Below are 25,953 nucleotides of genomic sequence, written 5' to 3' on the forward strand. Positions count from 1 at the left end.
CCCTCTCACCCCCACCCTCACCGGCTCGCACTCCCGCCCCGCACCCCCCCCCGAGGGGGCGCGCCCGCCCCGGCGCGCCCCCCCCCCCCCCCTCCACACCCGCAGCGAGGAGCTGTTCTACGTCCTGGAGGGTGAACTGGACGTCCTCGCCTTCGAGCCCCGGATCCGCACCCCCGACCACTGGCAGCGCTGGGAGTCGACCCGGGGCAACCGGGTGGTACGCGCGACGCCGGGCACGGTGATCGTCGTACCCCCTGGCTGCCCGCACGCCTTCGCCAACCCGACGGACACCCCGGCGAAGATGTTCTTCCAGGCGTCCCCACCCCCCGACCACGAGCGCTACTTCGAGGAACTCCTGGAGATCCTGAGCGGCGGCGGCCCACCGGATCACGAGGCGATCGAGGCATTGAGGACGAGATACGACATCGAGCAACTGACCCCTTTGAAACACCGGTGACCGCGCTCACGCGAACTAGCGGATGGACGTCCCCGATACCGCCCTGGCGATCACCAGTCGCTGGATCTCACTGGTCCCCTCGAAAATGGTGTAGATCGCCGCATCCCGGTGCATCCGCTCCACGGGATACTCCCGCGTGTACCCGTTCCCGCCCAGAATCTGGATCGCCTGCGCCGTGACCGTCTTCGCCGTCTCGCTGGCGAACAGCTTCGACATCGACCCCTCGGCGGCCGTGAAGGGCCGCCCGTTGACCGCCATCCAGGAGGCCCGCCACACCAGCAGCCGTGCCGCGTCGATGGAGGTGCGCATGTCGGCGAGCTGGAAGGCGACCCCCTGGTTGTCGATGATGGGCCGCCCGAACTGCTCGCGGGTCATGGCGTAGTCGAGCGCGACCTCGTACGCGGCACGGGCGGTGCCGACGGCCATCGCGCCGACGGCGGGCCGGGACGCCTCGAACGTGGCCATCGCCGCGTTCCGCACCCGCTCGCCGCCGGCGGCCCGCGCGCGGGCGAGCCGCTCGTCCAGCTTCTCCTTGCCACCGAGCAGACACGACCCGGGCACCCGTACGTGGTCGAGGACGACCTCGGCGGTGTGCGAGGCGCGGATGCCGTGCTTCTTGAACTTCTGCCCCTGGGACAGCCCCGGCGTACCCGGCGGGACGACGAAGGACGCGTGCCCCTTGGACCCCAGCTCCGGGTCCACCGTCGCCACGACCACATGGACGCCCGCGATACCGCCGTTGGTGGCCCAGGTCTTGGTGCCGTTGATCACCCACTCGTCCCTGGCCTCGTCGTACACGGCACGGGTGCGCAGGGCGGCGACGTCGGACCCGGCGTCGGGCTCGGAGGAGCAGAACGCGGCGACCTTGACATCGCTGGCGTCGCCGTACATCTGGGGGATCCAGGTGCCGATCTGTTCCTCGGTGCCGTTGGCGAGGACGCCGACCGCGGCGAGGCCGGTGCCGACGATGGACAGGGCGATGCCGGCGTCTCCCCAGAACAGTTCCTCCATGGCCATGGGGATGCCGAGGCCGGTCGGGTCGAAGTACTGCCGGGCGTAGAAGTCCAGGGAGTAGATACCGACCTTGGCGGCCTCCTGGATGACCGGCCAGGGAGTTTCCTCGCGCTCGTCCCATTCGGCGGCGGCGGGACGGATGACGTCGGCGGCGAAGCCGTGCAACCAGTCCCGGACCTCCTTCTGTTCCTCGCTCAGCTCCATGGTGAACTCGGCCATGTCCCCTCCAGCGCACCCCTGCTTGTTACTTGCGGTAACCGCAGTCTGTTACCAGTGGGTAGGAAAAGTCAACTCGCGAGCGTGACTCGGCAGCCCGTTCGATCCATGGGACGTCATCAGTGTTAGTTTGCGCTGGCGTCACCGAATCAGCACGGGTGGGGAGAGCACATGGACACCACGCAGCGGACCGAGCAGCAGCGGTCCGCCGAGCGCCGGCGGCGCGAGCTGCTGGAGGCCGCCGACCGGGTGGTGCTGCGCGATGGTCCGCATGCCTCGATGAACGCGATCGCCGCCGAGGCGGGCATCACCAAGCCGATTCTCTACCGCCACTTCGGTGACAAGGGCGGCCTGTACGCCGCTCTGGCCAAGCGGCACACGGACGCGCTGCTGGCCTCGCTGCGGGCCGCGCTGGACGCGCCCGCGGAGCGCCGGGAACGGGTCGAGGCGACGCTGGACACCTACCTCGCGGCGATCGAGGCGCGGCCCCAGGTGTACCGCTTCCTGATGCATCCGTCCGAGGGCTCCCCGGGCGACCAGGGTTTCGACGTCGGCAAGCACTCCGCGCCCCTGCTCCGGCGGATGGGCGAGGAGCTGGCGCAGGTCATCGAGGAGCGGGTGGACCTCGGTCCGCACAGCCATGAACTGGCGCGGGTGTGGGGGCACGGGATCGTCGGGATGATGCACGCCGCCGGGGACTGGTGGCTGGGGGAACGGCCCTGTCCCCGGCCCGAGTTGGTGACGTCCCTCGCGGACCTGCTGTGGGGCCGGTTGGCTGCCGCCGGCAATCGGGTGGGGGGGCCTGGGTTCTGACGGTTGTGTGTCGTGTGCGGGTGAGCGGGGCTCGTTCGCGCGGTTCCCCGCGCCCCTGAGAACACGGGGTTGCCGCGACCCCCTGTCTTTGTCTTTTTGGGGGCGCGGGGAACTGCGCGACCAGCCACGGACCACCCGCAGCCGCCGACGAACAGGGTCACGCCCAAGGCGCCCGCGCGGCCCGCCGCAACAGACGGCGCCTGCGCCACCCGGTGAGGTGATCGACGTACACCCGCCCCTCAAGATGATCGCACTCGTGCTGAAGGCACCGCGCGAAGAACCCGGTCCCGGACACCCGCACCGCCTCCCCCGTCGCCGTGAACCCCTCGACCACCGCCTCGTCGTGACGTTCGGTCCCCGCCTCCAGCCCCGGCAGGGACAGACAGCCCTCGGGACCCCGTAGCACCACCCCGTCCGTCGACACGAGGCGGGGATTGACGACATGACCGAGGTGACGTACGTCATCGTCGTCGGGGCAGTCGTAGACGAAAACCCGGAGCGATCGGCCCACCTGATTCGCGGCCAGACCGACCCCCCGGGCGGCGTACATCGTGGCGAACAAGTCCTCCACCAAGCGGGCGAGTTCGGGGCCGAAATCGGTGACTTCCGTGCAGGGTGTGTGAAGGATCGGGTCACCGAGCAGGGTGAGGGGCCGGACGCGCCCGTGGGCACCCGGAATCGAACCGTGTCGCATGATCGAAGGGTACGGTTCGTTCGGTTCACGCCCGCCGCGCAGGCGCAGGCCGCGATTCGGGCAGGTGGGTGTTGCTCGATAGGCTGAGTCCACACCGTTGCCGTAAGGCGTTCGGCGCGGCGCGTACGCAAGGAGGATCGGGAACTGATGGCAGGGAACTCGGACCCGCTCACGCCGCGGGCCAAGCTCGCCGTGACCGCGGGCAAGGCGGTCGCGGCGGCGTCGCGCGCCGCGGGGCGCGGCAGCGGATCGGTGATCGGCGGCAAGGTGGCCCTCAAACTCGACCCCGATCTCCTCGCCCGGCTCGCCCAGAACCTGGACGTGACGCTGGTCTCGGCGACCAACGGCAAGACGACCACGACCCGGCTGATCGCCGAGGCCCTGCGCGCGGCCGGTCCGGTCGTCTCCAACGCGCTCGGCGCGAACATGCCCGCCGGGATCACCTCGGCGCTGGCCGGCGGCTCCGACGCGAAGTTCGGGGTCATCGAGGTCGACGAGAAGTATCTCGCCGGGGTCGCCCGGGACACCGCCCCCAAGTGCATCGCGCTGCTGAACCTCTCGCGCGACCAGCTGGACCGGGCCGCCGAGACCCGGATGCTCGCGGAGCACTGGCGGGAGGGGCTCGCCGGGTCGAAGGCCGTGGTCGTGGCCAACGCCGATGACCCGCTGGTGGTGTGGGCGGCCTCGTCGTCGCCGAACGTGATCTGGGTCGCCGCGGGCCAGATGTGGAAGGACGACGCCTGGTCCTGCCCGTCCTGCGGCGGGGTGATGCAGCGCCCCGGCGACGACTGGTTCTGCGCCCAGTGCGGTTTCCGCCGCCCGGCGCCGACCTGGGCGCTCTCCGGTGACCATGTGCTCGACCCGCACGGCCAGGCATGGCCGATCCACCTCCAGCTGCCGGGCCGCGCCAACAAGGCCAACGCGGCGACCTCCGCCGCCGTCGCGGCCGTGTTCGGGGTGCCGCCGCAGGTGGCGCTGGAGCGGATGTACCAGGTGCAGGCGGTGGCCGGCCGCTATGACGTGGTCGGTTTCATGAACCGTGAGCTGCGGCTGCTGCTGGCGAAGAACCCGGCCGGCTGGCTGGAGACGTTCTCGCTGATCGACCCGCCGCCCACCCCGGTGATCCTTTCGGTGAACGCGCGCGGCGCGGACGGCACGGACACCTCCTGGCTGTGGGACGTCGACTACACCCGGCTGTCCGGCCACCCGATCTTCGTGGTCGGCGACCGCAAGCTCGACCTCGCGGTCCGCCTCGAAGTGGCGAACCAGCAGTTCCAGGTCTGCGAGAACGTCGACCAGGCCGTGCAGCTGGCCCCGCCCGGCCGGATCGAGGTCATCGCGAACTACACCGCTTTCCAGGACCTGCGCCGCCGCGTCGGCAACTGAGCATCGCCCAGCACCACTCAGCACTGCCCAGCATCACCTAGCACCACCGAGCTACACCGAGCACCCGACCCAGCACAAGGGACGATCACTTCATGAGCGACAACGGCCTGCGGATCGTGTGGGTCTACCCGGACCTGCTCAGCACGTACGGCGACCAGGGCAATGTGCTCGTGGTGGAGCGCCGGGCGCGTCAGCGCGGTCTGGACGTGGCCCGGCTGGACGTGCGCAGCGACCAGCCGATCCCGACCTCCGGGGACATCTATCTGATCGGCGGCGGCGAGGACCGTCCGCAGCGGCTGGCGGCCGAGCGGCTGCGCCGGGACGGCGGGCTGTACCGGGCGGTGGCCAACGGCGCCATCGTGTTCTCGGTGTGCGCGGGCTACCAGATCCTCGGGCACGAGTTCATCAACGACCTGGGCCAGCGCGAGCCGGGGCTCGGCCTGCTCGACGTGGTCTCCACGCGCGGCGAGGGCGAGCGCTGCGTCGGCGATGTGCTCGGGGACATCGACAGCAGGCTCGGGCTGCCGCCGCTGACCGGCTTCGAGAACCACCAGGGCGTCACCCACCTCGGCCCCACCGCCCGCCCGCTGGCCCGGGTCCGGTTCGGCAACGGCAACGGCACGGGCGACGGCACCGAGGGCGCGTTCAACGACACCGTCTTCGGGACGTACATGCACGGCCCGGTGCTGGCCCGCAATCCGCTGATCGCCGATCTGCTGCTGAAGCTGGCACTCGATGTGAACGCGCTGCCGCCCACCGACGACCGCTGGTACGAGGCGCTGCGCAACGAGCGGATCGCCTCCGCGCAGCAGCAGAGCGCGTGACGCCGTTCACCGCGGATCCAGCCCCTGGCCACCGGCCCGTCTGACGGGGTGTCCGCACAGGTGAGCGGGGCCGTCCAGCTGTCGGACGCATGGTGGGGCCGTGCCCCCCGGTGCCGCTAGGGTGGCGGGGATCGAGCCGGACAGCGCGGTCCGGACCCGGCCACGTCGAGAAGGTATTCGGGCTATGCGCATTGGTGTCCTCACGTCCGGCGGCGACTGCCCCGGCCTGAACGCCGTCATCCGGTCCGTCGTGCACCGTGCGGTCGTCGACCACGGCGACGAGGTCATCGGGTTCCGGGACGGCTGGAAGGGCCTCCTGGAGTGTGACTATCTCAAGCTCGACCTGGACGCGGTGGCCGGCATCCTGGCCCGCGGCGGCACGATCCTCGGCTCCTCCCGGGTCCGCCCCGAGCAGCTGCGGGACGGCGTGGAGCGCGCCAAGGGACATGTCGCGGAACTCGGCCTCGACGCGATCATCCCGATCGGCGGTGAGGGCACGCTCAAGGCGGCCCGGCTGCTGTCCGACGGCGGGCTGCCCATCGTGGGCGTGCCGAAGACCATCGACAACGACATCGCCGTGACCGATGTGACCTTCGGTTTCGACACGGCGGTGACCGTCGCCACCGAGGCGCTGGACCGGCTGAAGACCACCGCCGAGTCGCACCAGCGGGTGCTGATCGTGGAGGTCATGGGCCGGCACACCGGATGGATCGCGCTGCACTCCGGCATGGCGGCCGGCGCGCACGCGGTCGTCGTACCGGAGCGTCCCTTCGACATCGAGGAGCTGGCCGCGAAGGTCGGCGCGCGGTTCTCGGCGGGCAAGCGGTTCGCGATCGTCGTCGCCGCGGAGGGGGCCAAGCCGCGGCCCGGCACGATGGCGTTCGACGAGGGCGCCAAGGACGTGTACGGGCACGAGCGGTTCGCCGGGATCGCCCGGCAGCTGGCCATCGAGCTGGAGGAGCGGCTGGGGAAGGAAGCGCGGCCGGTCATTCTCGGGCATGTGCAGCGCGGAGGGACCCCCACGGCGTACGACCGCGTCCTGGCGACACGGTTCGGGTGGCACGCGGTGGAGGCGGCGCATCGGGGGGAGTTCGGGAAGATGACGGCGCTGAAGGGGACGGAGATCGTGATGGTTCCTCTGGGCGAGGCCGTGGAGACGCTGAAGACTGTGCCGTTTGCGCGGTACGCGGAAGCGGAGTGTGTGCTTTAGGTTTCGTTGCCGGGTGCGGGTGCGTTGTGGCTGGTCGCGCAGTTCCCCGCGCCCCTGAGGGGCAGGTAGTCACCCCCCGTGCGAAGGGTGCCCGGCGCGGTTCTAGTCTGTGGGCGGATGTTTTGTTTGCAACCCCCACGAAACAGGAGCCGGGCGGATGGATCACAGCGGGCACGGCATGGAGATGGAGCTGGCGCCGTTCACGCTGGGGCGGGGGCTTGAGTGGTCGGCCGATCCGTTCTTTCTCGTCGCCTGTCTGGTGGGGCTCGCGCTCTACGCGTGGGGGGCCGTGCGGCTGACCCGGCGCGGGGACAAGTGGCCGGTGGGGCGGACCGTGGCCTTCGCGGCCGGGGTGCTCAGCATCATGCTGGTGACGTGCACCGGGCTGAACGACTACGGCATGGTCATGTTCAGCGTGCACATGGTGCAGCACATGGTGATCAGCATGCTGTCGCCGATCCTGATCCTGCTCGGCGCCCCGATCACCCTCGCGCTGCGCGCGCTGCCGCCCGCCGCGCGGGGCCGCAAGGGGCCGCGTGAGCTGCTGATGGCGCTGCTGCACAGCCGGTACATCAAGATCATCACTCACCCGGTCTTCACGATCCCGCTGTTCATCGCCTCCCTCTACGGCCTGTACTTCACGCCGCTGTTCGACTTCCTGATGGAGTCCAAGCCCGGTCACATCGTGATGATGGTCCACTTCCTCGCCGTCGGCCTGATCTTCTTCTGGCCGATCATGGGCGTGGACCCGGGCCCGCACCGGCCGGGCTATCTGATGCGGATGCTGGAACTGTTCGCGGGCATGCCGTTCCACGCGTTCTTCGGGATCGCGCTGATGATGGCGTCGACCCCGATGGTGAAGACGTACGAGAATCCGCCCGCGTCGCTCGGGATCGAGGCGCTGTCCGATCAGAACGCGGCCGGGGGGATCGCCTGGGCGTTCAGTGAGATTCCGTCGGTGCTGGTGCTGATCGCGCTGATCTTCCAGTGGTACGCCTCCGATCAGCGGCAGGCCAAGCGCGAGGACCGGGCCGCCGACCGGGACGGGGACAAGGAGCTTGAGGCGTACAACGCCTATTTGGCCTCGCTGAACGCCCGTAGTCGCTGAACAGGTGCTCGAATTCACCCGGATGGGTGAGGGGGGTGTGCCTCCCGGGGCGGGGTCGCGGGCCGGTGTCGCGGGGCGGTGACCGAGCGGGGTCGCGGGTACTCATTTCGGTCGTGTGCGCCGTGCGGGGGCGGAACCGGGGCACCATGGAGGGGACCGAACCATGAGGAGGGTGGCCGATGCCCGGTTCCACGGACGGTTCCACGAAGACCATGGGGGTGCTCACCGTCGGCGGTCTCGTCGCGGTGACGGCCTACACGGTGACGCTCGGTTCCAACGGCTGGCTGTGGTTCGGCTGGGTGGTGCTGGTGCTGATCACCGTGGGAATGATCGCCACCAAGGGCTGAGCCGCGTGGCGGCAGGGGCGTCTCAGCCGCCGGGCAGGCCGCGTGCCGAGTGCACGCCCGGCTGGTACTTGGGCAGCCGGGCGGTGATCTTCATGCCCGCGCCCACGGCGGTCTCGATGACCAGGCCGTGGTCGTCGCCGTAGACCTGGCGCAGCCGGTCGTCGACATTGGACAGGCCGATGCCGCCGGAGGGGCTGACCTCACCGGCGAGGATGCGGCGCAGCGCGTCGGGGTCCATGCCCGCGCCGTCGTCCTCGATGACGACGAGGGCCTCGGCGCCCGCGTCCCGGGCCGTGATGCTGATCCGGCAGGTGGCGGTGCGGCCTTCGAGGCCGTGCTTGACGGCGTTCTCCACCAGCGGCTGGAGACAGAGGAACGGCAGGGCGACGGGCAGTACCTCGGGGGCGATCTGGAGGGTGACGGCGAGACGCTCGCCGAACCGGGCGCGGACCAGGGAGAGGTACTGGTCGATGGCGTGCAGTTCGTCGGCGAGGGTGGTGAACTCGCCGTGCTTGCGGAACGAGTAGCGGGTGAAGTCGGCGAACTCCAGGAGCAGCTCGCGGGCGTGCTCGGGGTCGGTGCGGACGAACGAGGCGATCACCGCGAGCGAGTTGAAGACGAAGTGCGGGGAGATCTGGGCGCGCAGGGCCTTGATCTCGGCCTCGATCAGCCGGGTGCGGGACCGGTCGAGGTCGGCGAGTTCGAGCTGGACGGAGACCCAGCGGGCGACCTCGCCGGCCGCGCGGACCAGGACGGCGGACTCGCGGGGCGCGCAGGCCACCAGCGCGCCGTGCACCCGGTCGTCGACGGTGAGCGGGGCGAGGACCGCCCAGCGCAGCGGGCAGTCGGGGGTGTCGCAGGTGAGCGGGAAGGCTTCGCCGCGGCCGGTGTCCAGGGGTCCGGCGAGGCGTTCCATGATCTCGGCGCGGTGATGGCCGCCGGAGCCGTCCCAGACGAGGACCCGGGCGGTGTCGGTGAGGCAGAGGGCGTCGGTGCCGAGCAGCGAGCGCAGCCGGCGGGCCGATCTGCGGGCGGTCTCCTCGGTGAGCCCGGCGCGCAGCGGGGGCGCGGCGAGGGACGCGGTGTGCAGGGTCTGGAAGGTGGCGTGCTCGACGGGGGTGCCGAGCCCGGCGAGGCTGTCGGGGCGCGCGGTGCGCCGGCCGAGCCAGAACCCGGCGGCGAGCAGGGGCAGTACGGCGACGCAGAGCCCGGCGATGAATCCGCTCACACCTTCACCTCACGTACCGGGGCGGGACCCTGGTTCAGATCCTCGGGGAGATGGAAGCGGGCCAGGATCGCGGCCGTCCCGGCGGGGACGCGGCCGGGGGTGGCCAGCGAGACCAGGATCATGGTGAGGAAGCCGAGGGGGACGGACCACACCGCGGGCCAGGCGAGCAGGGTGTGCAGCCAGCCGGTGCCGGGCAGCCCGGCCATGGTGGCGGCGACCGCGAGGAACGCGCAGCCGCCGCCGACCAGCATCCCGGCCGCCGCGCCGGGCGGGGTCAGGCGGCGCCACCAGATGCCGAGGACCAGCAGCGGGCAGAAGGAGGACGCCGAGACGGCGAAGGCGAGCCCGACGGCGTCGGCGACGGGCAGCCCGCCGACCAGGACGCTCGCGGCGAGCGGCGGGGCCATGGCGAGGACGGTGCCGAGCCGGAAGTGCCGTACGCCGCGGGCCGGGAGGACGTCCTGGGTGAGGACTCCGGCGACCGCCATGGTGAGGCCGGAGGCGGTGGACAGGAACGCGGCGAAGGCGCCCCCGGCGACCAGCGCGCCCAGCAGGTCCCCGCCGGCCCCGCCGATCATCCGCTCCGGCAGCAGCAGTACGGCGGCGTCCGCGTCGCCGGTCAGGGCGAGTTCGGGGGCGTAGAGGCGGCCCAGGGCGCCGTACAGGGGTGGCAGCAGATAGAAGCCGCCGATCAGGGCGAGGACGGCGACGGTGGTGCGGCGGGCGGCGACGCCGTGCGGGCTGGTGTAGAAGCGGACGACGACATGCGGCAGGCCCATGGTGCCGAGGAAGGTGGCGAGGATCAGTCCGTACGTGGCGTACAGCGGGCGTTCCTCGCGGCCGTCGGTGAACGACGTGGACAGGCCGCCGCCGGTGTCGCGGTGGGCGGTGGGGACGGGGTCGCCGGGGGTGAAGGTGAGGCGGGTGCCGCGTTCGACGCGGTGGGTGCCGGCGGGCAGCCGCAGTTCGGTGCCCCGGTGGCGGCGGCCGTCGACCGTGCCGTCGACGGTCACCGTCAGGGGGCGCTCCAGGCGCAGATCGAGGGTGGCGTCGACGGTGACCGCGCGCTGTTCGCGGAAGGCGGCGGGCTCGTCGAAGGCGTGCCGGGGCGTCCCGTCGCCCTGCCAGGCCAGCACCAGGAACAGGGCGGGGACGAGCAGGGCGGTGAGCTTGAGCCAGTACTGGAACGCCTGGACGAAGGTGATGCTGCGCATGCCGCCCGCGGCGACGGTCGCGGTGACGACGACGGCGACGATGATCCCGCCGAGCAGCTCGGGAGCGCCGGTGAGCACGGTCAGGGTCAGGCCCGCGCTCTGGAGCTGGGGCAGCAGATACAGCCAGCCGACGCCGACGACGAAGGCCCCGGCGAGCCGCCGTACCGCCTGGGAGGCGAGGCGGGCCTCGGCGAAGTCGGGCAGCGTGTAGGCGCCGGAGCGGCGCAGCGGGGCGGCGACGAAGAGCAGCAGGACCAGGTATCCGGCGGTGTAGCCGACCGGGTACCAGAGCATGTCCGGGCCCTGGACCAGGACCAGTCCGGCGATGCCGAGGAAGGACGCGGCGGAGAGGTACTCGCCGCTGATGGCGGCGGCGTTGAGCCGGGGGCCGACGGTGCGGGAGGCGACGTAGAAGTCGGAGGTGGTCCGGGATATGCGCAGGCCGAAGGCGCCCACGAGGACGGTCGCGACCACGACGAGGGCGACGGCGGTGACGGTGTAGCCGGAGTTCACTCGGGTGCCCCGGGCCTCAAGCGTCCTCGACCAGCCGGACGAAGTCCCGTTCGTTGCGCTCGGCGCGGCGCACGTACCAGCGGGCCAGCAGGATCAGCGGGACGTACACACCGAAGCCGAGGACGGCCCATTCCAGGCGGGCGTCCGGGGTGACCGCGAAGACCAGCGGCAGGGGTGCGACGAGCAGGACGAGGACGGCGAGCACGGCGAGGGCGGCGCGCAGCTGGCTGCGCATCAGGGAGCGGACGTAGGTGTGGCCGAGGGTGGTCTGTTCGTCGATCTCGGTGCGGGGGCGGTAGGCGCCGGTGGGCCGGGGGTGGCGCCCGCGTGCGCGGAGCCGGGCGTGGGGTACGGCGCCCCGGGGCGGGCCGGTGACGACGACCCGGCGTTCGGTGGGCTCCGGGGGCATCGTCAGGGCCTCCTCATCAGCAGGTCGCGCAGTTCGCGCGCGTGGCGGCGGCTGACCTGGAGTTCCTCGGTGCCGACGACGACGCTGACCGTGCCCGCGTCCAGGCGGAGTTCGCCGATGTGGCGCAGGGCGACGAGATGGCGGCGGTGGATGCGGACGAAACCTCGCGAGCGCCAGCGGTCCTCCAGGGTGGAGACCGGGATACGGACCAGATGGCTGCCCTTGGCGGTGTGCAGCCGGGCGTAGTCGCCCTGCGCCTCGACATGGGTGATGTCGTCGACGGCGACGAAGCGGGTGACGCCGCCGAGTTCGACGGGGATCTGGTCGGGGTCGGGTTCGTGCACGGGTATGCGCGGGGTGGCCTGGTGCTGGGGGCCGCGCAGTTCGGCGGCGCGGCGCACGGCCTCGGCGAGGCGTTCCCGGCGGACGGGTTTGAGGACGTAGTCGACGGCCTTGAGGTCGAACGCCTGGACGGCGAAATCGTCGTGCGCGGTGACGAAGACGATCAGCGGCGGCCGGGCGAAGCCGGTGAGCAGCCGGGCGAGGTCGAGTCCGTCCAGGCCCGGCATGTTGATGTCCAGGAAGACGACGTCGATGGCCTCGGGGCCGTGGGGCCCGGACTGGAGGGCGCGGTTCATGCGGCGCAGCGCCTCGGTGGCGTCCCCGGCGCCCTCGGCACTGCCGATCCGCGGGTCCGCGTTGAGCAGGTACACCAGCTCTTCCAGGGAGGGGCGTTCGTCGTCGACAGCCAGGGCGCGCAGCATGAAGGTGGAGTCTAGGAGGTATCCGTACGGCTGCCCATGTGCCGGGCACGGCCGTCTCGCCCGGGTGGCACGGGTCTTCACACGGGCTACGAATGCCGGTACGCGCCGGTCACCGATGCCCGTACGCGCTGGTTACAGTGCCCGCATGAACAGCAGGCCGGCGTCCTTCGACGAACTCGACCGGAAGATCATCACCGCGCTGATGGCCAATGCCAGGACCAGCTTCGCCGAAATAGGGGCGGCGATCGGGCTGTCCTCGACGGCGGTGAAACGGCGGGTGGACCGGTTGCGGGAGACCGGGGTGATCACCGGGTTCACGGCGACCGTGCAGCCGTCGGCGCTGGGCTGGCGTACCGAGGCGTATGTCGAGGTGTACTGCGAGGGGGCGGCGCCGCCGCGGCGGCTGGCGGAGGTGGTGCGCAACCATCCGGAGATCACCGCGGCGATGACGGTGACCGGGGGCGCGGACGCGCTGCTGCATGTGCGGGCGCGGGACGTGGAGCACTTCGAGGAGGTGCTGGAGCGGATCCGGGTGGAGCCGTTCATCCGGAAGACGATCAGTGTGATGGTGCTGTCGCATCTGATCCCGGAGGCGCCGGAGGCCGGGGCGACCCAGGCGGCACCGGAGGAGCGCGCTTGAGGAGAGCGCTTGAGGAGCACACCTGAGGAAACACCTGAGCCAGACCTGAGGCACCTCCGAAAGGCAGGCCGAGCGGGTGAACGGCGCAGCATTGCTGCGTGAGAGGTGATCAACACGCAGTATTCCTGCGCGGACACGCAGTCTTCGCTGCTTGTCCCCCGTATCCACCTCTTTCTACCGTGGTGTCACCCATAGTGAACAGCGCAGGAAGCGGAGGAACCCCTCTGTGTCCGACACCCGTGTGCCGCGCCGACGACGCTACCTCGTCTGCGAACCCAGACATTTCGCCGTGCAGTACGCGATCAATCCCTGGATGCAGCCCGACGTCAGGGTCGACGTCGATCTCGCGCAGGAGCAGTGGCGGTCGCTGCTCGCCGCCTACCGGGCCCATGGCCACAGCGTCGACGCCCTGGAGCCGGTGCCCGGTCTCCCGGACATGGTCTTCGCCGCGAACTCGGCGGTCGTCGTGGACGGCCGGGTCTTCGGCTCCCTCTTCCACGCGCCCGAGCGCCGCCCGGAGTCGGTCCACTACGACACCTGGTTCAAGGCGGCGGGCTATGCCGTCCAGCGTCCGGAGTCGGTCTGCGAGGGCGAGGGCGACCTCGTCTGGACCGGCCGTTATGTCCTGGCGGGCACCGGATTCCGTACCACCCGTGAGGCGCACCGCGAGGTGCAGGAGTTCTTCGGCCACCCGGTGATCAGCCTGACGCTGGTGGACCCGCACTTCTACCACCTCGACACGGCCCTGTTCGTGCTGGACGACGACAACATCGCGTACTACCCGGAGGCCTTCTCGCCCGGCAGCCGGGAGGTGCTGGCACGGCTGTACCCGGACGCGGTGCTCGCGACCCGCGACGACGCGATGTCGTTCGGGCTGAACTCGGTGTCCGACGGCCGCCATGTCTTCATCGCCCCGCGGGCCGAGGCGCTGGCCGCCCGGCTGGACGCCCACGGCTATGTCCCCGTCCCCGTCGACCTCTCCGAGCTGCACAAGGCCGGCGGTGGCATCAAGTGCTGCACCCAGGAGATCCGCTGATGACCGCGACCGCCGGTACCGAACGCGCCCCCCGCACCACCGCCGAGCTGATCCACGCCGAGGAGCCGGTGCTCGCGCACAACTACCACCCGCTGCCCGTGGTGGTCGCCGCGGCCGAGGGCGCCTGGGTCGAGGACGTCGAGGGCCACCGCTATCTGGATCTGCTGGCCGGCTACTCGGCGCTGAACTTCGGCCACCGCCACCCGGTGCTGACCGAGGCCGCGCACCGCCAGCTGGACCGGCTGACCCTGACCTCGCGCGCCTTCCACAACGACCGTCTCGCCGAGTTCGCCGAGCGCCTCACCGCCCTGGTCGGCCAGGACATGATCCTGCCGATGAACACCGGGGCCGAGGCGGTGGAGAGCGGCATCAAGGTGGCCCGCAAGTGGGCCTACGAGGTCAAGGGCGTACCCGCCGATCAGGCGACGATCGTGGTCGCGTCCGACAACTTCCACGGCCGTACGACGACGATCGTCAGCTTCTCCACGGACGAGACCGCCCGCAGCGGCTTCGGCCCGTTCACCCCGGGCTTCAAGGTCGTCCCCTACAACGATCTGCCCGCCCTGGAGGCGGCGGTCGACGCGACGACGGCGGCGGTGCTGATCGAGCCGATCCAGGGCGAGGCAGGGGTCGTCATCCCCGACGACGGCTACCTCACCGGCGTCCGGGAGCTGACCCGGCGGGCCGGATGCCTGTTCATCGCCGACGAGATCCAGTCGGGGCTCGGCCGGACGGGGCGCACCCTCGCCGTCGAGCACGAGGGCGTGGTCCCGGATCTGGTGCTGCTGGGCAAGGCGCTCGGCGGCGGGATCGTGCCGGTGTCGGCGGTGGCGGGCGCCCGGGACGTGCTCGGGGTGCTGGGGCCGGGCGAGCACGGATCGACGTTCGGCGGCAATCCGCTGGCCGCGGCGGTCGGCACGGCGGTGGTCGGCCTCCTGGAGACCGGCGAGTTCCAGCGCCGGGCGGCCGAGGCGGGAGGCGTCCTGCGCGACGGGCTGACCGAGCTGGTCGGCCGGGGCGTGGTCGGCTTCCGCTCGCGGGGCCTGTGGGCGGGCGTCGACATCGACCCCGCGATCGGCACCGGCCGTGAGATCAGCGAACGCCTGATGGCCGAGGGCGTCCTGGTCAAGGACACCCACGGCTCGACCATCCGGCTGGCACCCCCACTGACGATCACGGACGACGAGCTGCGGTCGGCGCTGGGGGGGCTGGAGAAGGCGCTGGGGCGGTAGCGCGGGTACGACCCGGGCAGGAGCCCGGGTACGCCCCACGCGCTACCCCGGTCCGAGTACGACCCACGCGTTACCGGTCCGAGTACGACCCACGCGGTAGCCCAGCCCGGGTACGCCCCACGCGTTACCCCGGCCCGAGTAAGACCCACGCGTTACCCCGGCCCGAGTACGCCCCACGCGTTACCCCAGCCCGAGTACGCCCCACGCGTTACCCCAGCCCGAGTACGCCCCACGCGTTACCCCGGCCCGAGTACGCCCCACGCGGTGGCCGCGTTCCCGAGGGACCCCGGCCGCCGTTTCCGCCCATTCGTACGCATCCCGTGCCGCTCCCCGCGAGCGCGGTTCCCGCAGGTCGTACCCGCGCCTACACTGATCGCTCCCCGGGGGAACACGAGGAGCCGCGGTGTTCTACTACCTGCTCAAGTACGTGGTGCTGGGCCCGTTGCTGCGCCTGGTCTTCCGGCCGCGCATCGAGGGTCTCGCGCATGTGCCGGCGACCGGCGCGGCGATCGTCGCCGGGAACCATCTCTCCTTCTCCGACCATTTCCTGATGCCCGCGGTCCTCAAGCGCCGGATCACCTTTCTCGCCAAGGCCGAGTACTTCACCGGCCCCGGTATCCGCGGCCGGCTCGTCGCCGCCTTCTTCCGCAGCGCGGGCCAGATCCCGGTGGACCGCTCCGGCAAGGACGCGGGCCAGGCCGCGATCCGCGAGGGCCTCGGCGTACTGCGCAAGGGCGAGCTGCTCGGCATCTATCCCGAGGGCACCCGCTCGCACGACGGCCGCCTGTACAAGGGCAAGGTCGGGGTGGCGGTGATGGCCCTGAGGGCACAGGTGCCCGTGGTGCCCTGCGCGATGATCGGCACCTTCGAGGCCCAGCCGCCCGGCAAGATCGTCCCGAACGTCCACCCGGTGACCATCCGCTTCGGCGAGCCCCTCGACTTCTCCCGCTACGCCGGGATGGAACACGAGAAGGCGATCCTTCGCGCGATCACCGACGAGATCATGTACGCGATCCTGACGCTGTCCGGTCAGGAGTACGTGGACCGGTACGCGGCGGTCGCCAAGGCGGAGGAGATCTCCGCCGCGGAGAAGACGGCAGTCGCGGAGAAGACTCCGGAGGCCGCCGGGAAGGGCCGCCGTTTCCCTCGCGCCCCGCTGAGCTGACCATCTGCCCTGGGCAGAAGGTCATGGGCCGGTGCGAGCCGTCCGTCTAGGGTCCCTTCCATGACACGACACGCAGTGGTGATCGGAGCGACGGGCCAGATCGGGCGGCCCGCGGTGGCCGCGCTCGCGCGGGACGGCTGGCAGGTGACGGCCGCCTCGCGCGGTGGCGGCCGGGACGAGCACTGGCCCGGGGACGTCCGGGCGGTCCGCCTGGACCGTGAGGACGACTCGGCGCTGGCCGGGGTGATCGGCGACGGCTGCGATGTCGTCGTGGACGTGGTGGCGTACGGCGCGCGGCACGCCCGCCAGCTGACCGGGCTCGCCGGGCGGGTGGGATCGGCCGTGGTGCTGTCCAGCGTGGCCGTGTACGAGGACGACCAGGGGCGCGGCTTCGACACCCAGGAGGAGCCCGGCGGTTTCCCGGTGTACCCGGTACCGCTGCCGGAGACCCAGCGCACGGTGGGCCCCGGCGAGAAGACGTACAGCACCGGGAAGGCGGCCCTGGAGCGAGAGCTGCTCGACGCCGGGGACCGGCTGCCCGCCACTCTGCTGCGGGCCGGTGCGGTCCATGGCCCGCACTGCCGCACCCCGCGCGAGCTGTACTTCGTCAAGCGGAACCTGGACGGACGGCGGCGCCGCGTGATCGCGTACGGCGGTACGAGCCGTTTCCACCCGGTGAGCGTGCACAACCTCGCGGAACTGATCCGGCTCGCCGCCGCCCGTCCGGGCTCCCGGGCCCTCAACGCCTGCGACGCCGAGGCTCCGACGGTGAGCGAGATCGCGGCGGCGATCGACGAGGCGATGGAGGCGGCCCCGGAAACGGTGCTGGTGGACGGCCCGCCGCCCGAGCCGGGCGTGGGCGACACGCCTTGGTCGGTGCCGAACCCGGTGGTCTGTGACATGTCGGCGGCGGCCCGGGAACTGGACTACCGCCCGGTGATCGACTACGCCGCCTCCCTCCCCGAGACGATCACCTGGATCGAACGGCACCTGGCGGGCCAGGACTGGAGGGACGCGTACCCGAAGATGTACGCGGGCTACGGCGACCTCTTCGACTACGAGGCGGAAACCGCCTGGCTGGCCGCCCAGTGACACGCGCCCCGCAAGGGGCGCGGGGAACTGCGCGACCAGCCACGACGATCCCGCGGAGAACCACCGGCATCGCACCCACGGCGCTCACCGGCGGCCCCAGCGGAGCGCTACGGCCTGGGCACGGCGTGCGGGGCGCAGGTCACGTCCTTGCTGTCCAGCTTCCCGGTCAGCAGATAGGTGTCCACCCGGTCGTTGACACACGCGTTGACCAGACCGGTGACACCGTGCGAGCCGGCGTTCTTCTCGGTGATCAGCCGGGAGCCCTTGAACCGCTTGTGCAGTTCGACGGCACCCTCGTACGGGGTGGCGGCGTCGCGCTCTGCCTGCACGATCAGGACGGGCGGCAGGCCCTTGCCGGTCCGCACGTCGACCGGGGTGTTCTGCTGGACCGGCCAGGTGGCACAGGGCAGGTTCATCCAGGCGTTGGACCAGGTCAGGAACGGGTAGTCGCGGTGCAGCCGGGTGTTGTCACGGTCCCAGGTCCGCCAGTCGGTGGGCCACTTGGCGTCGGCGCACTCGACGGCCGTGTAGACGGCGTTGCCGTTCTCCGTGGCGGCGTTGCCCGCGAGGTCGGACATGTCCGGGGCGGCGGCGTCCACCAGGGCCTGGGTGTCACCGGCGACGTACTTGCTGAACACCGTGGCGACCGGCGCCCACGAGGAGTCGTAGTACGGGGCGCTCTGGAAGAAGTAGGTCAGCTCGGCCGGGCCGACGACCCCGCCGATCGGGTCCTTCTTGGCGGTGGCGCGCAGTGCGACCCACTCGGCCTGGACCTCGGCGCGGGTGTCCCCGAGGTGGAAGGTGGCGTCGTTCCTGGCGACCCAGTCCTGCCAGTCCTGCCAGCGGGTCTCGAAGGCGATGTCCTGGTCCAGGTTGGCCTGGTACCAGATCTTCGAGCGGGACGGGTTGACGACACTGTCGACGACCATGCGGCGGACATGGCCCGGGAAGAGGGTGCCGTAGACCGCGCCGAGGTAGGTGCCGTAGGAGACGCCGAGGAAGTTGAGCTGCTTCTCGCCGAGCGCGGCCCGGATGACGTCCAGGTCGCGGGCGGTGTTCGGGGTGGTCATGTGGGGCAGCATGGCGGCGCTGCGCTCGTAGCAGCCGTCGGCGTACTCCTGGGCCACCTTGCGCTGGGCGCGCTTGTCGGCCTCGGAGTCGGGCACCGGGTCCGGCGCGGGCGCCTTGACGAACTCCTGCGGGTCGACGCAGGAGATCGGCGCCGACTTGCCGACGCCGCGCGGGTCGAAGCCCACGAAGTCGTACGCCGTGGCGGTCCTGGCCCAGATCGGGTTGGCGGTGGTGACGCGGCGCGGGAAGCGCAGACCGGAGGCGCCGGGACCGCCGGGGTTGTAGAGGAGGGCGCCCTGGCGCTCGTCCTTCGTGCCGGTGTTGCCGATCCGGTCGACGGCTATCTCGATCTGCTTGCCGTACGGCTTGGTGTAGTCGAGCGGCACCGAGACCCAGCCGCACTGGATGGGCTTCTCCAGCCCCCAGTCCGCGGGGCAGTCCTTCCACTGGATCCCGGACCTCGCGGCGCGGCCGGCGGCTATCGCGGTGCCGATCGCCTCGCGGTCCTTGCCGAGGCTCTGTCCGGCCCGCGGCTGCGCGCCGGCCGTCGGGGCGGTCACGGCTCCGGCCAGCAGTGTGGCGACGATCAGCACCCCGGCGGAACCGAGCGCGCCGGTCCGCCTGTCCACTCTCTTCACCCTCAAGTGGGACCTCCCCGTACATCGATACGAACGTACGGGGATCCTTTCGGCTGTGAACCGCCTGAGGACAGACTGAGGGGCGCTTCTTTGCCAATCCGATAACCGGAGCGGCGAGTCCGCCCAGCGGAACAGCGCGGCGGTCAGGCCAGTTCGGCGAGGGCCTCGTCCAGCACCGCGCGCAGCCGCAGTGCGTCCGGCGCGACGACCGTGACCAGCGCGGCGGGTCCGGCCAGCGGAAACAGCGCCGCTCCCGCCGTGAGCACCCGCGCCGCCACCGGCCGCTCGGCGAACTCCGGCCGTACGACGACCAGTTGCCCCACGGCCCGGTGTCCGGCGAGCCCGGCCGGACCGTCCCATCCGGGGGGCGCGCCCGGCCCGCAGTCCAGTTCCTGGTCGAGCACGCAGCGGCCGGCGACCCGTACGGTGAGACGGCTGCGGAGCCGTCCGGGTTGCTCCCCGGCCCGCCCGAGGACCTGTTCCTCCCGCAGCACCAGCCGCCCCGACGCCCCGACCTCGGTACAGGTGTGCACGGACAGCTCGCTGCCGCCCGCGCTGATCAGCTGCTCGGGCAGCCAGTGCAGGGCGCCGCCCGCACCGACGCTGAGCTGTACGTCGTACCGGGCGGGCTCCTTGTGCTGCCCCGGCAGGGCGATGGTCGCGGCGGCGGAGCCGACCCGCAGCCGGGCCCCGTCGGCGACCTCGGCCCGGATCCGGAAGTGGTCGCCCCCGAGGGGTCCGCTCATCGCCCCGACCAGCGTGACCTGCGCGGTGTCCCCGCTCCCCCGCGTCCGCCGCAGCGCCAGCGGTCCCTCGCCCGCCAGCACCGGCAGGGAGGTCCCGCCCCGTCCGTCGCACCGGGCGAGGATGCGGGCGGAGGCGTTCACGCCCGCCACGCGTCGACCCGCTCCCGCACCCAGGCGGCGACCTCCCGCACCCCGCTCTCGCCGCGCAGCGACTGGAAGACCACCGGCAGTTCGGCCCGCTGTGCCTTGGCGTCGGCGGCCATCCGCCCGAGATCGGACCCGACGTACGGCGCGAGATCGGTCTTGTTGACCACCAGCAGATCGGCGGTCGTCACCCCCGGTCCGCCCTTGCGCGGGATGTCGTCCCCGCCGGCCACGTCGATGACGAACACCTGGGCGTCCACGAGCCCCTTGGAGAAGGTGGCGGTCAGATTGTCCCCGCCGGACTCCACCAGAATCAGATCCAACGGTCCCACCTCCTCCTCCAGGTCCTCCACCGCCTCCAGATTGGCGGAGATGTCGTCCCGGATCGCCGTGTGCGGACAGGCCCCCGTCTCCACGGCGGTGATCCGCTCCGGCGGCAACACGGCCTCCCGCAACAGAAACTCGGCGTCCTCACGCGTATAGATGTCATTGGTGACCACAGCCAACGACAGCTCTCCCCGCAACACCCGGCACAGCGCGGCCACGGTGGCCGTCTTCCCGGACCCCACGGGCCCACCGAGCCCGATCCGCAGCGCCCGCCGCGTCCCATCGGGGCGACGGGCGTCGGCGCTCAGGGCGGGGGTGTGGAAGTGGGAGTGGTCAAGATGCATGGAGTTCTCCTTTCGAACGGACGATGGTGTCTCGGCACGGGAGGGACGGGCCCGCAATCTCAGCCCGTCCGGCGATTGAGGACGAGGCCCTTTCGGGGCCGATGGGGGGTCCGGGGGCGCAGCCCCCTGGGCGGGGTCGAAGGGGCGGCGGCCCCTGGGGATGGGACGGGTAGGGGCGGCGGGGGCGACATCCCTCAGGAAGCGAACAGCCGCCCCACCGCCCCCGCATGCACCTCCGCCCCGATCTCCAACAGCGGCGCCGACCCGGCAGGCAGCACCCCCACCCCCTCCCCCACCACACCCCGCGCGACCTCCACCGCCCGATCCGCGACCAGACCCACGTCCCCCGCCACCCGGGCCAACACCCCACTGGCCTCGAACGGATCGAGACTCAGCAACCGCACGGTCGCCGACGCGGCCCCGCTGACACACTCGTACGCCGCGCAGTGCGCCACATCCCCCGCACTCACCCCCACCGCCCGAGCCACCACCCCCAGCACGACCGCCTGATGCGCCCCCTTGGGGAACTCCCGCCCGAGCACCCCGAACTCCACCGCCCCCACCGGCCAGGTGCCCCGCGCGGCCCGCAGCAACTGCCGCCCCAGCCGCCGCGAGGCGACCCGCAGCGCGGGCGACGGCGTCCGCGCGTCGACCGCGCCGTCCAGCTCCACCGGATCGGCCCCCAGCGCCGCAGCCGCCGCGACCGAGGCCGCGAGGAGCCCCGCCGTGTGCAGCCGCCCCCGGCAGAACTCCTCCAGACCGCGCGCGTCGGTCACCCGCCCGTCCCGCACGGCCGCCTCGGCCCCGCCGGAGTGCGCGTGCCCCCCGGCGGGAAACCGCCCGTCGGCCAACAGCAACAGCGTTGCCAAAGTCATCGCAGGCCCCCCAAGAAGGGTCGGGATCAGGGTCAGGGATCAGCGGCGGAGGCTCGGGATCAGAACTCGGGATCAGAAGAGGAAGTACCGCTGGGCCATCGGCAGCTCCACCGCCGGCGCCGCCTCCACCAGCTCCCCGTCGATGTGGACGGCGAAGCTGTCCGGATCGACCCGTACGTCGGGCCGGGCGTCGTTCTCCCGCATGTCCGCCTTGGTGACGGCACGCGTCGAGTCGATGACGGCGAACCGTTTCCCGAGCCCCAGCCGCTCCGGGAGCCCGTCCTCGACGGCGAGCGGGGCGACGAAGTTGACGGAGTTCGCGGCGGGCGCCCGCCCGATCGCCCCGTACATCGGCCGGGGCAGGATCGGCTGCGGGGTGGGGATGGAGGCATTGGCGTCGCCCATCTGCGCGTACGCGATCTGCCCGCCCTTGATCACGAGTTGGGGTTTGACGCCGAAGAACGCCGGGTCCCAGAGGACGAGGTCGGCGAGTTTGCCGGTCTCGACCGAGCCGATCTCCCGGGCGACGCCCTGGGCGAGCGCGGGATTGATGGTGTATTTGGCGACATAGCGACGGACCCGGTGATTGTCGGCCCGGCCGTCGCCCGGCAGGGAACCGCGCCGCCGTTTCATCACATGGGCGGTCTGCCAGGTCCGCAGGATCACTTCGCCGACCCGGCCCATGGCCTGGGCGTCGGAGGAGATGATCGAGATGGCGCCGAGGTCGTGGAGGATGTCCTCCGCGCCGATGGTGGAGGGCCGGATCCGGGACTCGGCGAAGGCGAGGTCCTCGGGGACGGCCGGGTTGAGGTGGTGGCAGACCATCAGCATGTCGAGGTGTTCCTCGGCGGTGTTGACGGTGAAGGGCCGGGTCGGATTCGTCGAACTGGGCAGCACATGCGGCTCGGAGACCACGGTCATGATGTCGGGCGCGTGCCCGCCGCCCGCGCCCTCGGTGTGGTAGGCGTGGATCCCGCGCCCGCCGATCGCGGCCAGGGTGTCCTGCACGAACCCGGCCTCGTTCAGGGTGTCGGTATGGATGGCGACCTGGATGCCGGTGCGGTCGGCGACGGTCAGCGAGGCGTCGATGACGGCCGGGGTGGAACCCCAGTCCTCGTGCAGCTTCAGGCCCAGCGCACCGCCCCTGATCTGGGACAGCATCGCCTCGTGCGAGACGGTGTTGCCCTTGCCGAGCAGTCCGATGTTGAGCGGGTGGGCCTCCATCGCCTCCAGCATCCGGGCCAGATGCCAGGGCCCGGGGGTGACCGTGGTCGCCTTCGAGCCCTCCGCCGGTCCGGTGCCGCCGCCGATGAGGGTGGTGAGCCCGGCGGAGAGCGCCTCGTCGGCGATCTGCGGGCAGATGAAGTGGACGTGCGCGTCGATGCCCCCGGCGGTGAGGATCCGCCCGTTGCCCGCGATGATCTCGGTCTCGGGCCCGATCACCAGGTCCGGGTGGACCCCGTCCATGGTGTCGGGGTTGCCCGCCTTGCCGATGCCGGTGATCCGGCCGTCCCGGATGCCGATGTCCGCTTTGACGATTCCCCAGTGGTCGATGATCACGGCTCCGGTGATCACCGTGTCCGGGGTGCCGTCCGCGCGGGTGGCGCGGGACTGGCCCATGGACTCGCGGATGACCTTGCCGCCGCCGAACACGGCCTCGTCACCGGCCCGTCCGGGGCCGCCGGCCCGGTCCTCCTCGATCTCGATCAGCAGATCGGTGTCGGCGAGCCGGATCCGGTCGCCGGTGGTGGGGCCGAACAGATCGGCGTACTTGGCGCGGGAGATCTCAGCCATCGAGGGCACCCCCGGTCTCCCCGCGCAGCCCCGGCACGATCCGGGCGCCGGCCAGCGGGACGAGGGCCACCTCGACGGGGATGCCGGGCTCGAACCGTACGGCCGTGCCCGCCGGGACATCCAGCCGCTTGCCGCGGGCGGCGGCCCGGTCGAACTCCAGACCGGGGTTGGCCTCGGCGAAGTGGTAGTGGGAGCCGACCTGGACGGGCCGGTCGGCGGCGTTGCGCACGGTGAGCCGGGTGACCTCGCGGCCCTCGTTGCAGACGATCGGCGGCTCGGCGAAGAGGATCTCTCCGGGGATCATCGCGGCCCTCTCAGACGATCGGGTCATGGACGGTGACGAGCTTGGTGCCGTCCGGGAAGGTGGCCTCGACCTGCACGTCGTGGATCATCTCGGGCACGCCCTCCATCACGTCGTCGCGGGTGAGCACCTGCCGCCCGGACGCCATGAGTTCGGCGACGGTACGGCCGTCCCGGGCGCCTTCGAGGATGTGGGAGGTGAGGAGGGCGACGGCCTCCGGGTGGTTCAGTCGCAGCCCGCGGGCCCGGCGCTTGTCCGCCACGTCGGCCGCGACATGGATCAGCAGCCTCTCCTGCTCGTGCGGTGTCAGTTGCACGTCCCACCTCGCATCCTCGCTCCGGGCCATGACGCGGCCCGGCGGCCGTGGCCACCGGAAAGGTGCCGGGTGGCGTGGTGGGAGGCTAATTGCGGAGAGTTTCCGGGACGTTAACCGTCATACGATCCGGTTACGGGAGCGTGTCGCACACCGCCGAACACCTGGGCGACGCCCGGCAGGTCAACCGGGAACGCCGTCGCGGCGGACGCTCATCAACGCCCGCATTCCGGCGCCCAGCGCCTCCTCCGACACCTCGCCGAACATGGCGAACTGGGCGGCGATGCCCTGCACAAGGGCGAGGATGATGCGGGCCATGGCCTGTGTGTCGGCGTCCTCGGGCAGCATCCCGGCCGCCTTGTAGCTCTCGCCGATCATGGCCCAGGCGCCCCGGATACGGGCGACCCCGTCTCCGAGCGTCGCCGCCAGCCTGTCGTCGCGCAGTGTCTCGGTCCATACCTGGAGCATCAGCCGGGGGAAGATCCACTCGCCGTCCAGGGTCTCGGGCCGCAGCTTCTGCATACGGGTCACGATCCGCGGGATCAGCACGTCGGGCGCCGGCGGCGGATTCTCCTCGGCCGCGCCCTCGTACACGGCGAGCGCGTGCTCGATGACCTCCTCGACGATCGCGGCGATCAGCTCGTCCTTGCCGCTGAAGTAGCGATAGACGGCGCCCGCGGACAGGTCCGCCTCCTTCAGCACGTCCTGCATGGACGTGCCGTGGAAGCCGCCCCGCGCGAAACAGCGCGCGGCACCGTCGAGGATCTGCCGGCGACGGGCGTCGAGGTGTTCCTGGGATACGCGGGCCATATCACCAACGTAAAACGAACATTCCTTCTTGACAAGCTCCGCGACGGTCACGCACGGTGGTGGCATCTAAAACGAACGATCCTTCTTTTTGGCGCGGGAAGCACCGTCCGGCGCCCGACCGAGAGGCAATAGAGGTATCCGCATGCCCACCACCCGTCCAGACACCCTGGGCACTCCGGGGCCGCTCGCCACCCGCCCGCCGCAGCACCACCGAAAGCTGCTCGCGGTCATCCTGCTCGTCCCGGTGATCACCGCGCTCACCCTGTGGGCCTTCACCTGGCCCGCCGCCCGCACCGCGCCGCGCGATCTGCCGCTGGGCGTGGCCGGTCCGGCCACGGCGACGGCCCAGATCGAGGAGCGGCTCGCCGCCCAGGAGGGCGCCTTCGAGATCCATCGCTACGCCGACGGGGCCGCCGCCCGGCAGGCGGTCGAGGACCGTACGGTCTACGGCGCGCTCGTGGTGACGCCCGAGGGCCCCGAGCTGCTCATCGCGTCGGCGGGCGGCCCGGCCGTCGCCCAGCTGCTCCAGCAGGCGATGACCGAGCAGGCGGCGGCCGACGGTACGCAGCTCAGAACCGTCGATGTGGTGCCCGCGCCCGCCAACGACCCGCGCGGGGCGGCGCTCACCTCCAGCGTGCTGCCGATGGCCCTGGCGGGCATGGCGGCCGGCGCGCTGGTGGGCGCGCTCGGGCTGACCGGGGTGCGTGCGGTGGCCGCGCTGCTCGGTTCGGCGGCGCTGGTCGGCGTCGTGGCGACGGCCATCGGGCACAGTTGGCTGGAGGTGCTCACCGGCGACTGGTGGGCGGAGGCCGGGGTGCTCGGCCTGTCCGTCCTGGCGGTGAGCGGCGCGGTGGCCGGACTGTCCGCGCTGATCGGACGGGCCGGGGTCGGGATCGTCGCCGGGGTGACGATGCTGCTCGGCAACCCGTTCTCCGGCGCCGGGTCGGCCCCGCAGCTGCTGCCGGAGCCCGCGGGCGCCCTCGGCCAGTGGCTGCCGCCGGGCGCGGGGACCTCGCTGCTGCGCTCGGTGTCGTACTTCGACGGGGCGGGCGCGCTGGTCCCGGCCCTCACCCTGACCGCGTGGGCGGTGCTGGGGCTCGGCGCGGTGGTGGCCGGCGCGGCACTGAAGGCCCGCAGGCCGGACGCGGCACCGGTGGCGGAACGGGAACCGGCGCTGGTCGGCTGAACACACTGTCACTCGCATACGGAAAGGGCGCGGCTCCTGGCC

General features: G+C 71.8%; 27 protein-coding genes. 13 read left to right on the forward strand and 14 right to left on the reverse strand.

Features of this window, described 5'->3' with window-relative positions:
- Positions 1–457, forward strand: a 457-nt coding sequence (locus ACFXAZ_RS35270; RefSeq protein ID WP_384599718.1) for a cupin domain-containing protein, incomplete at its 5' end; no start/stop codon positions are given.
- Between the two features lie 15 nt (positions 458–472).
- On the opposite strand, the gene ACFXAZ_RS35275 is transcribed toward ACFXAZ_RS35270, so the two are convergent.
- Positions 473–1,690, reverse strand: coding sequence for an acyl-CoA dehydrogenase family protein (locus ACFXAZ_RS35275; protein WP_384599721.1), 1,218 nt, complete (start codon positions 1,688–1,690; stop codon positions 473–475).
- A gap of 168 nt (positions 1,691–1,858) precedes the next feature.
- Between ACFXAZ_RS35275 and ACFXAZ_RS35280 the strand changes: the two genes are divergently transcribed.
- Positions 1,859–2,500 carry a TetR family transcriptional regulator gene (locus ACFXAZ_RS35280; RefSeq protein ID WP_384599724.1) on the forward strand — a complete coding sequence of 214 codons (642 nt, stop codon included), beginning with the start codon at positions 1,859–1,861 and terminating at the stop codon, positions 2,498–2,500.
- Positions 2,501–2,657: 157 nt separating this feature from the next.
- On the opposite strand, the gene def is transcribed toward ACFXAZ_RS35280, so the two are convergent.
- On the reverse strand, positions 2,658–3,194 hold the full coding sequence (def, locus tag ACFXAZ_RS35285; protein ID WP_384599726.1) for a peptide deformylase: 537 nt from the start codon (positions 3,192–3,194) through the stop codon (positions 2,658–2,660).
- A gap of 147 nt (positions 3,195–3,341) precedes the next feature.
- Here def and ACFXAZ_RS35290 point away from each other — a divergent pair, with 147 nt between their 5' ends.
- The 5 genes from ACFXAZ_RS35290 (at position 3,342) to ACFXAZ_RS35310 (ending at position 8,069) form a co-directional block, all read left to right on the forward strand.
- A complete protein-coding gene (locus ACFXAZ_RS35290; protein WP_384599729.1) occupies positions 3,342–4,580 on the forward strand; it encodes a MurT ligase domain-containing protein in 1,239 nt (412 codons plus the stop codon).
- 92 nt (positions 4,581–4,672) lie between these two features.
- Entirely contained in the window at positions 4,673–5,404 is a 732-nt protein-coding gene (locus ACFXAZ_RS35295; protein WP_384599732.1) for a type 1 glutamine amidotransferase, read from the forward strand.
- A gap of 184 nt (positions 5,405–5,588) precedes the next feature.
- Positions 5,589–6,614, forward strand: a complete 1,026-nt coding sequence (locus ACFXAZ_RS35300; protein ID WP_384599735.1) for a 6-phosphofructokinase — start codon at positions 5,589–5,591, stop codon at positions 6,612–6,614.
- 157 nt (positions 6,615–6,771) lie between these two features.
- Positions 6,772–7,722 carry a cytochrome c oxidase assembly protein gene (locus ACFXAZ_RS35305; RefSeq protein ID WP_384599738.1) on the forward strand — a complete coding sequence of 317 codons (951 nt, stop codon included), beginning with the start codon at positions 6,772–6,774 and terminating at the stop codon, positions 7,720–7,722.
- A 179-nt stretch (positions 7,723–7,901) separates the two neighbouring features.
- Positions 7,902–8,069: a hypothetical protein gene (locus ACFXAZ_RS35310; RefSeq protein ID WP_384599740.1), complete on the forward strand. Its 168-nt coding sequence runs from the start codon at positions 7,902–7,904 to the stop codon at positions 8,067–8,069.
- 22 nt (positions 8,070–8,091) lie between these two features.
- On the opposite strand, the gene ACFXAZ_RS35315 is transcribed toward ACFXAZ_RS35310, so the two are convergent.
- Genes ACFXAZ_RS35315 through ACFXAZ_RS35330 form a run of 4 tightly spaced genes read right to left on the reverse strand, consistent with a single transcriptional unit; the run spans position 8,092 to position 12,197 of the window.
- Positions 8,092–9,297: a sensor histidine kinase gene (locus ACFXAZ_RS35315; RefSeq protein ID WP_384599743.1), complete on the reverse strand. Its 1,206-nt coding sequence runs from the start codon at positions 9,295–9,297 to the stop codon at positions 8,092–8,094.
- A complete protein-coding gene (locus tag ACFXAZ_RS35320; protein WP_384599745.1) occupies positions 9,294–11,024 on the reverse strand; it encodes a cation acetate symporter in 1,731 nt (576 codons plus the stop codon). The genes ACFXAZ_RS35315 and ACFXAZ_RS35320 overlap by 4 nt, the downstream gene beginning before the upstream one ends.
- Before the next feature lie 16 nt (positions 11,025–11,040).
- Positions 11,041–11,433, reverse strand: a complete 393-nt coding sequence (locus ACFXAZ_RS35325; protein WP_384599748.1) for a hypothetical protein — start codon at positions 11,431–11,433, stop codon at positions 11,041–11,043.
- Positions 11,434–11,435: 2 nt separating this feature from the next.
- Positions 11,436–12,197 carry a LytR/AlgR family response regulator transcription factor gene (locus ACFXAZ_RS35330; RefSeq protein ID WP_384599750.1) on the reverse strand — a complete coding sequence of 254 codons (762 nt, stop codon included), beginning with the start codon at positions 12,195–12,197 and terminating at the stop codon, positions 11,436–11,438.
- 145 nt (positions 12,198–12,342) lie between these two features.
- Between ACFXAZ_RS35330 and ACFXAZ_RS35335 the strand changes: the two genes are divergently transcribed.
- From ACFXAZ_RS35335 to ACFXAZ_RS35355, 5 genes are all read left to right on the forward strand, one after another.
- Positions 12,343–12,837: an Lrp/AsnC family transcriptional regulator gene (locus ACFXAZ_RS35335; RefSeq protein WP_384599752.1), complete on the forward strand. Its 495-nt coding sequence runs from the start codon at positions 12,343–12,345 to the stop codon at positions 12,835–12,837.
- Positions 12,838–13,063: 226 nt separating this feature from the next.
- On the forward strand, positions 13,064–13,873 hold the full coding sequence (gene ddaH / locus ACFXAZ_RS35340) for a dimethylargininase (RefSeq protein ID WP_384599755.1): 810 nt from the start codon (positions 13,064–13,066) through the stop codon (positions 13,871–13,873).
- A complete protein-coding gene (gene rocD / locus ACFXAZ_RS35345) occupies positions 13,873–15,105 on the forward strand; it encodes an ornithine--oxo-acid transaminase (protein ID WP_384599758.1) in 1,233 nt (410 codons plus the stop codon). Before ddaH ends, rocD begins: the two co-directional genes overlap by 1 nt.
- A gap of 403 nt (positions 15,106–15,508) precedes the next feature.
- Complete coding sequence (locus ACFXAZ_RS35350; protein ID WP_384599761.1) at positions 15,509–16,270, forward strand: lysophospholipid acyltransferase family protein; 762 nt, start codon at positions 15,509–15,511, stop codon at positions 16,268–16,270.
- A gap of 60 nt (positions 16,271–16,330) precedes the next feature.
- Positions 16,331–17,362 carry an NAD-dependent epimerase/dehydratase family protein gene (locus ACFXAZ_RS35355; protein WP_384599764.1) on the forward strand — a complete coding sequence of 344 codons (1,032 nt, stop codon included), beginning with the start codon at positions 16,331–16,333 and terminating at the stop codon, positions 17,360–17,362.
- A gap of 107 nt (positions 17,363–17,469) precedes the next feature.
- Here ACFXAZ_RS35355 and ACFXAZ_RS35360 read toward each other — a convergent pair whose 3' ends face one another.
- The 8 genes from ACFXAZ_RS35360 to ACFXAZ_RS35395 all read right to left on the reverse strand — a co-directional run bounded on the left by ACFXAZ_RS35360 (position 17,470) and on the right by ACFXAZ_RS35395 (position 24,725).
- A complete protein-coding gene (locus ACFXAZ_RS35360) occupies positions 17,470–19,071 on the reverse strand; it encodes an alpha/beta hydrolase (RefSeq protein ID WP_384599790.1) in 1,602 nt (533 codons plus the stop codon).
- A gap of 143 nt (positions 19,072–19,214) precedes the next feature.
- Complete coding sequence (locus ACFXAZ_RS35365) at positions 19,215–19,967, reverse strand: urease accessory protein UreD (RefSeq protein ID WP_384599767.1); 753 nt, start codon at positions 19,965–19,967, stop codon at positions 19,215–19,217.
- A complete protein-coding gene (gene ureG / locus ACFXAZ_RS35370; RefSeq protein WP_384599770.1) occupies positions 19,955–20,632 on the reverse strand; it encodes an urease accessory protein UreG in 678 nt (225 codons plus the stop codon). The genes ACFXAZ_RS35365 and ureG overlap by 13 nt, the downstream gene beginning before the upstream one ends.
- 194 nt (positions 20,633–20,826) lie before the next feature.
- Positions 20,827–21,507 (reverse strand): urease accessory protein UreF, encoded by a 681-nt coding sequence (locus tag ACFXAZ_RS35375; protein WP_384599773.1) that lies wholly within the window; start codon positions 21,505–21,507, stop codon positions 20,827–20,829.
- Positions 21,508–21,579: 72 nt separating this feature from the next.
- The gene (locus ACFXAZ_RS35380) at positions 21,580–23,301 is read right to left on the reverse strand and encodes an urease subunit alpha (protein WP_384599776.1); all 1,722 of its coding nucleotides are present in this window, start codon (positions 23,299–23,301) and stop codon (positions 21,580–21,582) included.
- Positions 23,294–23,605, reverse strand: coding sequence for an urease subunit beta (locus ACFXAZ_RS35385; protein ID WP_384599779.1), 312 nt, complete (start codon positions 23,603–23,605; stop codon positions 23,294–23,296). Before ACFXAZ_RS35385 ends, ACFXAZ_RS35380 begins: the two co-directional genes overlap by 8 nt.
- Before the next feature lie 10 nt (positions 23,606–23,615).
- A complete protein-coding gene (locus ACFXAZ_RS35390) occupies positions 23,616–23,918 on the reverse strand; it encodes an urease subunit gamma (RefSeq protein WP_384599782.1) in 303 nt (100 codons plus the stop codon).
- Positions 23,919–24,098: 180 nt separating this feature from the next.
- Complete coding sequence (locus ACFXAZ_RS35395) at positions 24,099–24,725, reverse strand: TetR/AcrR family transcriptional regulator (RefSeq protein WP_384599784.1); 627 nt, start codon at positions 24,723–24,725, stop codon at positions 24,099–24,101.
- 142 nt (positions 24,726–24,867) lie between these two features.
- On the opposite strand from ACFXAZ_RS35395, the gene ACFXAZ_RS35400 reads away from it, so the two are divergent.
- Complete coding sequence (locus tag ACFXAZ_RS35400) at positions 24,868–25,911, forward strand: ABC transporter permease (protein ID WP_384599787.1); 1,044 nt, start codon at positions 24,868–24,870, stop codon at positions 25,909–25,911.
- Positions 25,912–25,953: the final 42 nt, after the last annotated feature.

Origin of the sequence: Streptomyces sp. NPDC059477 (assembly GCF_042749375.1) — a bacterium.
In the GTDB taxonomy this organism is placed as follows: domain Bacteria; phylum Actinomycetota; class Actinomycetes; order Streptomycetales; family Streptomycetaceae; genus Streptomyces.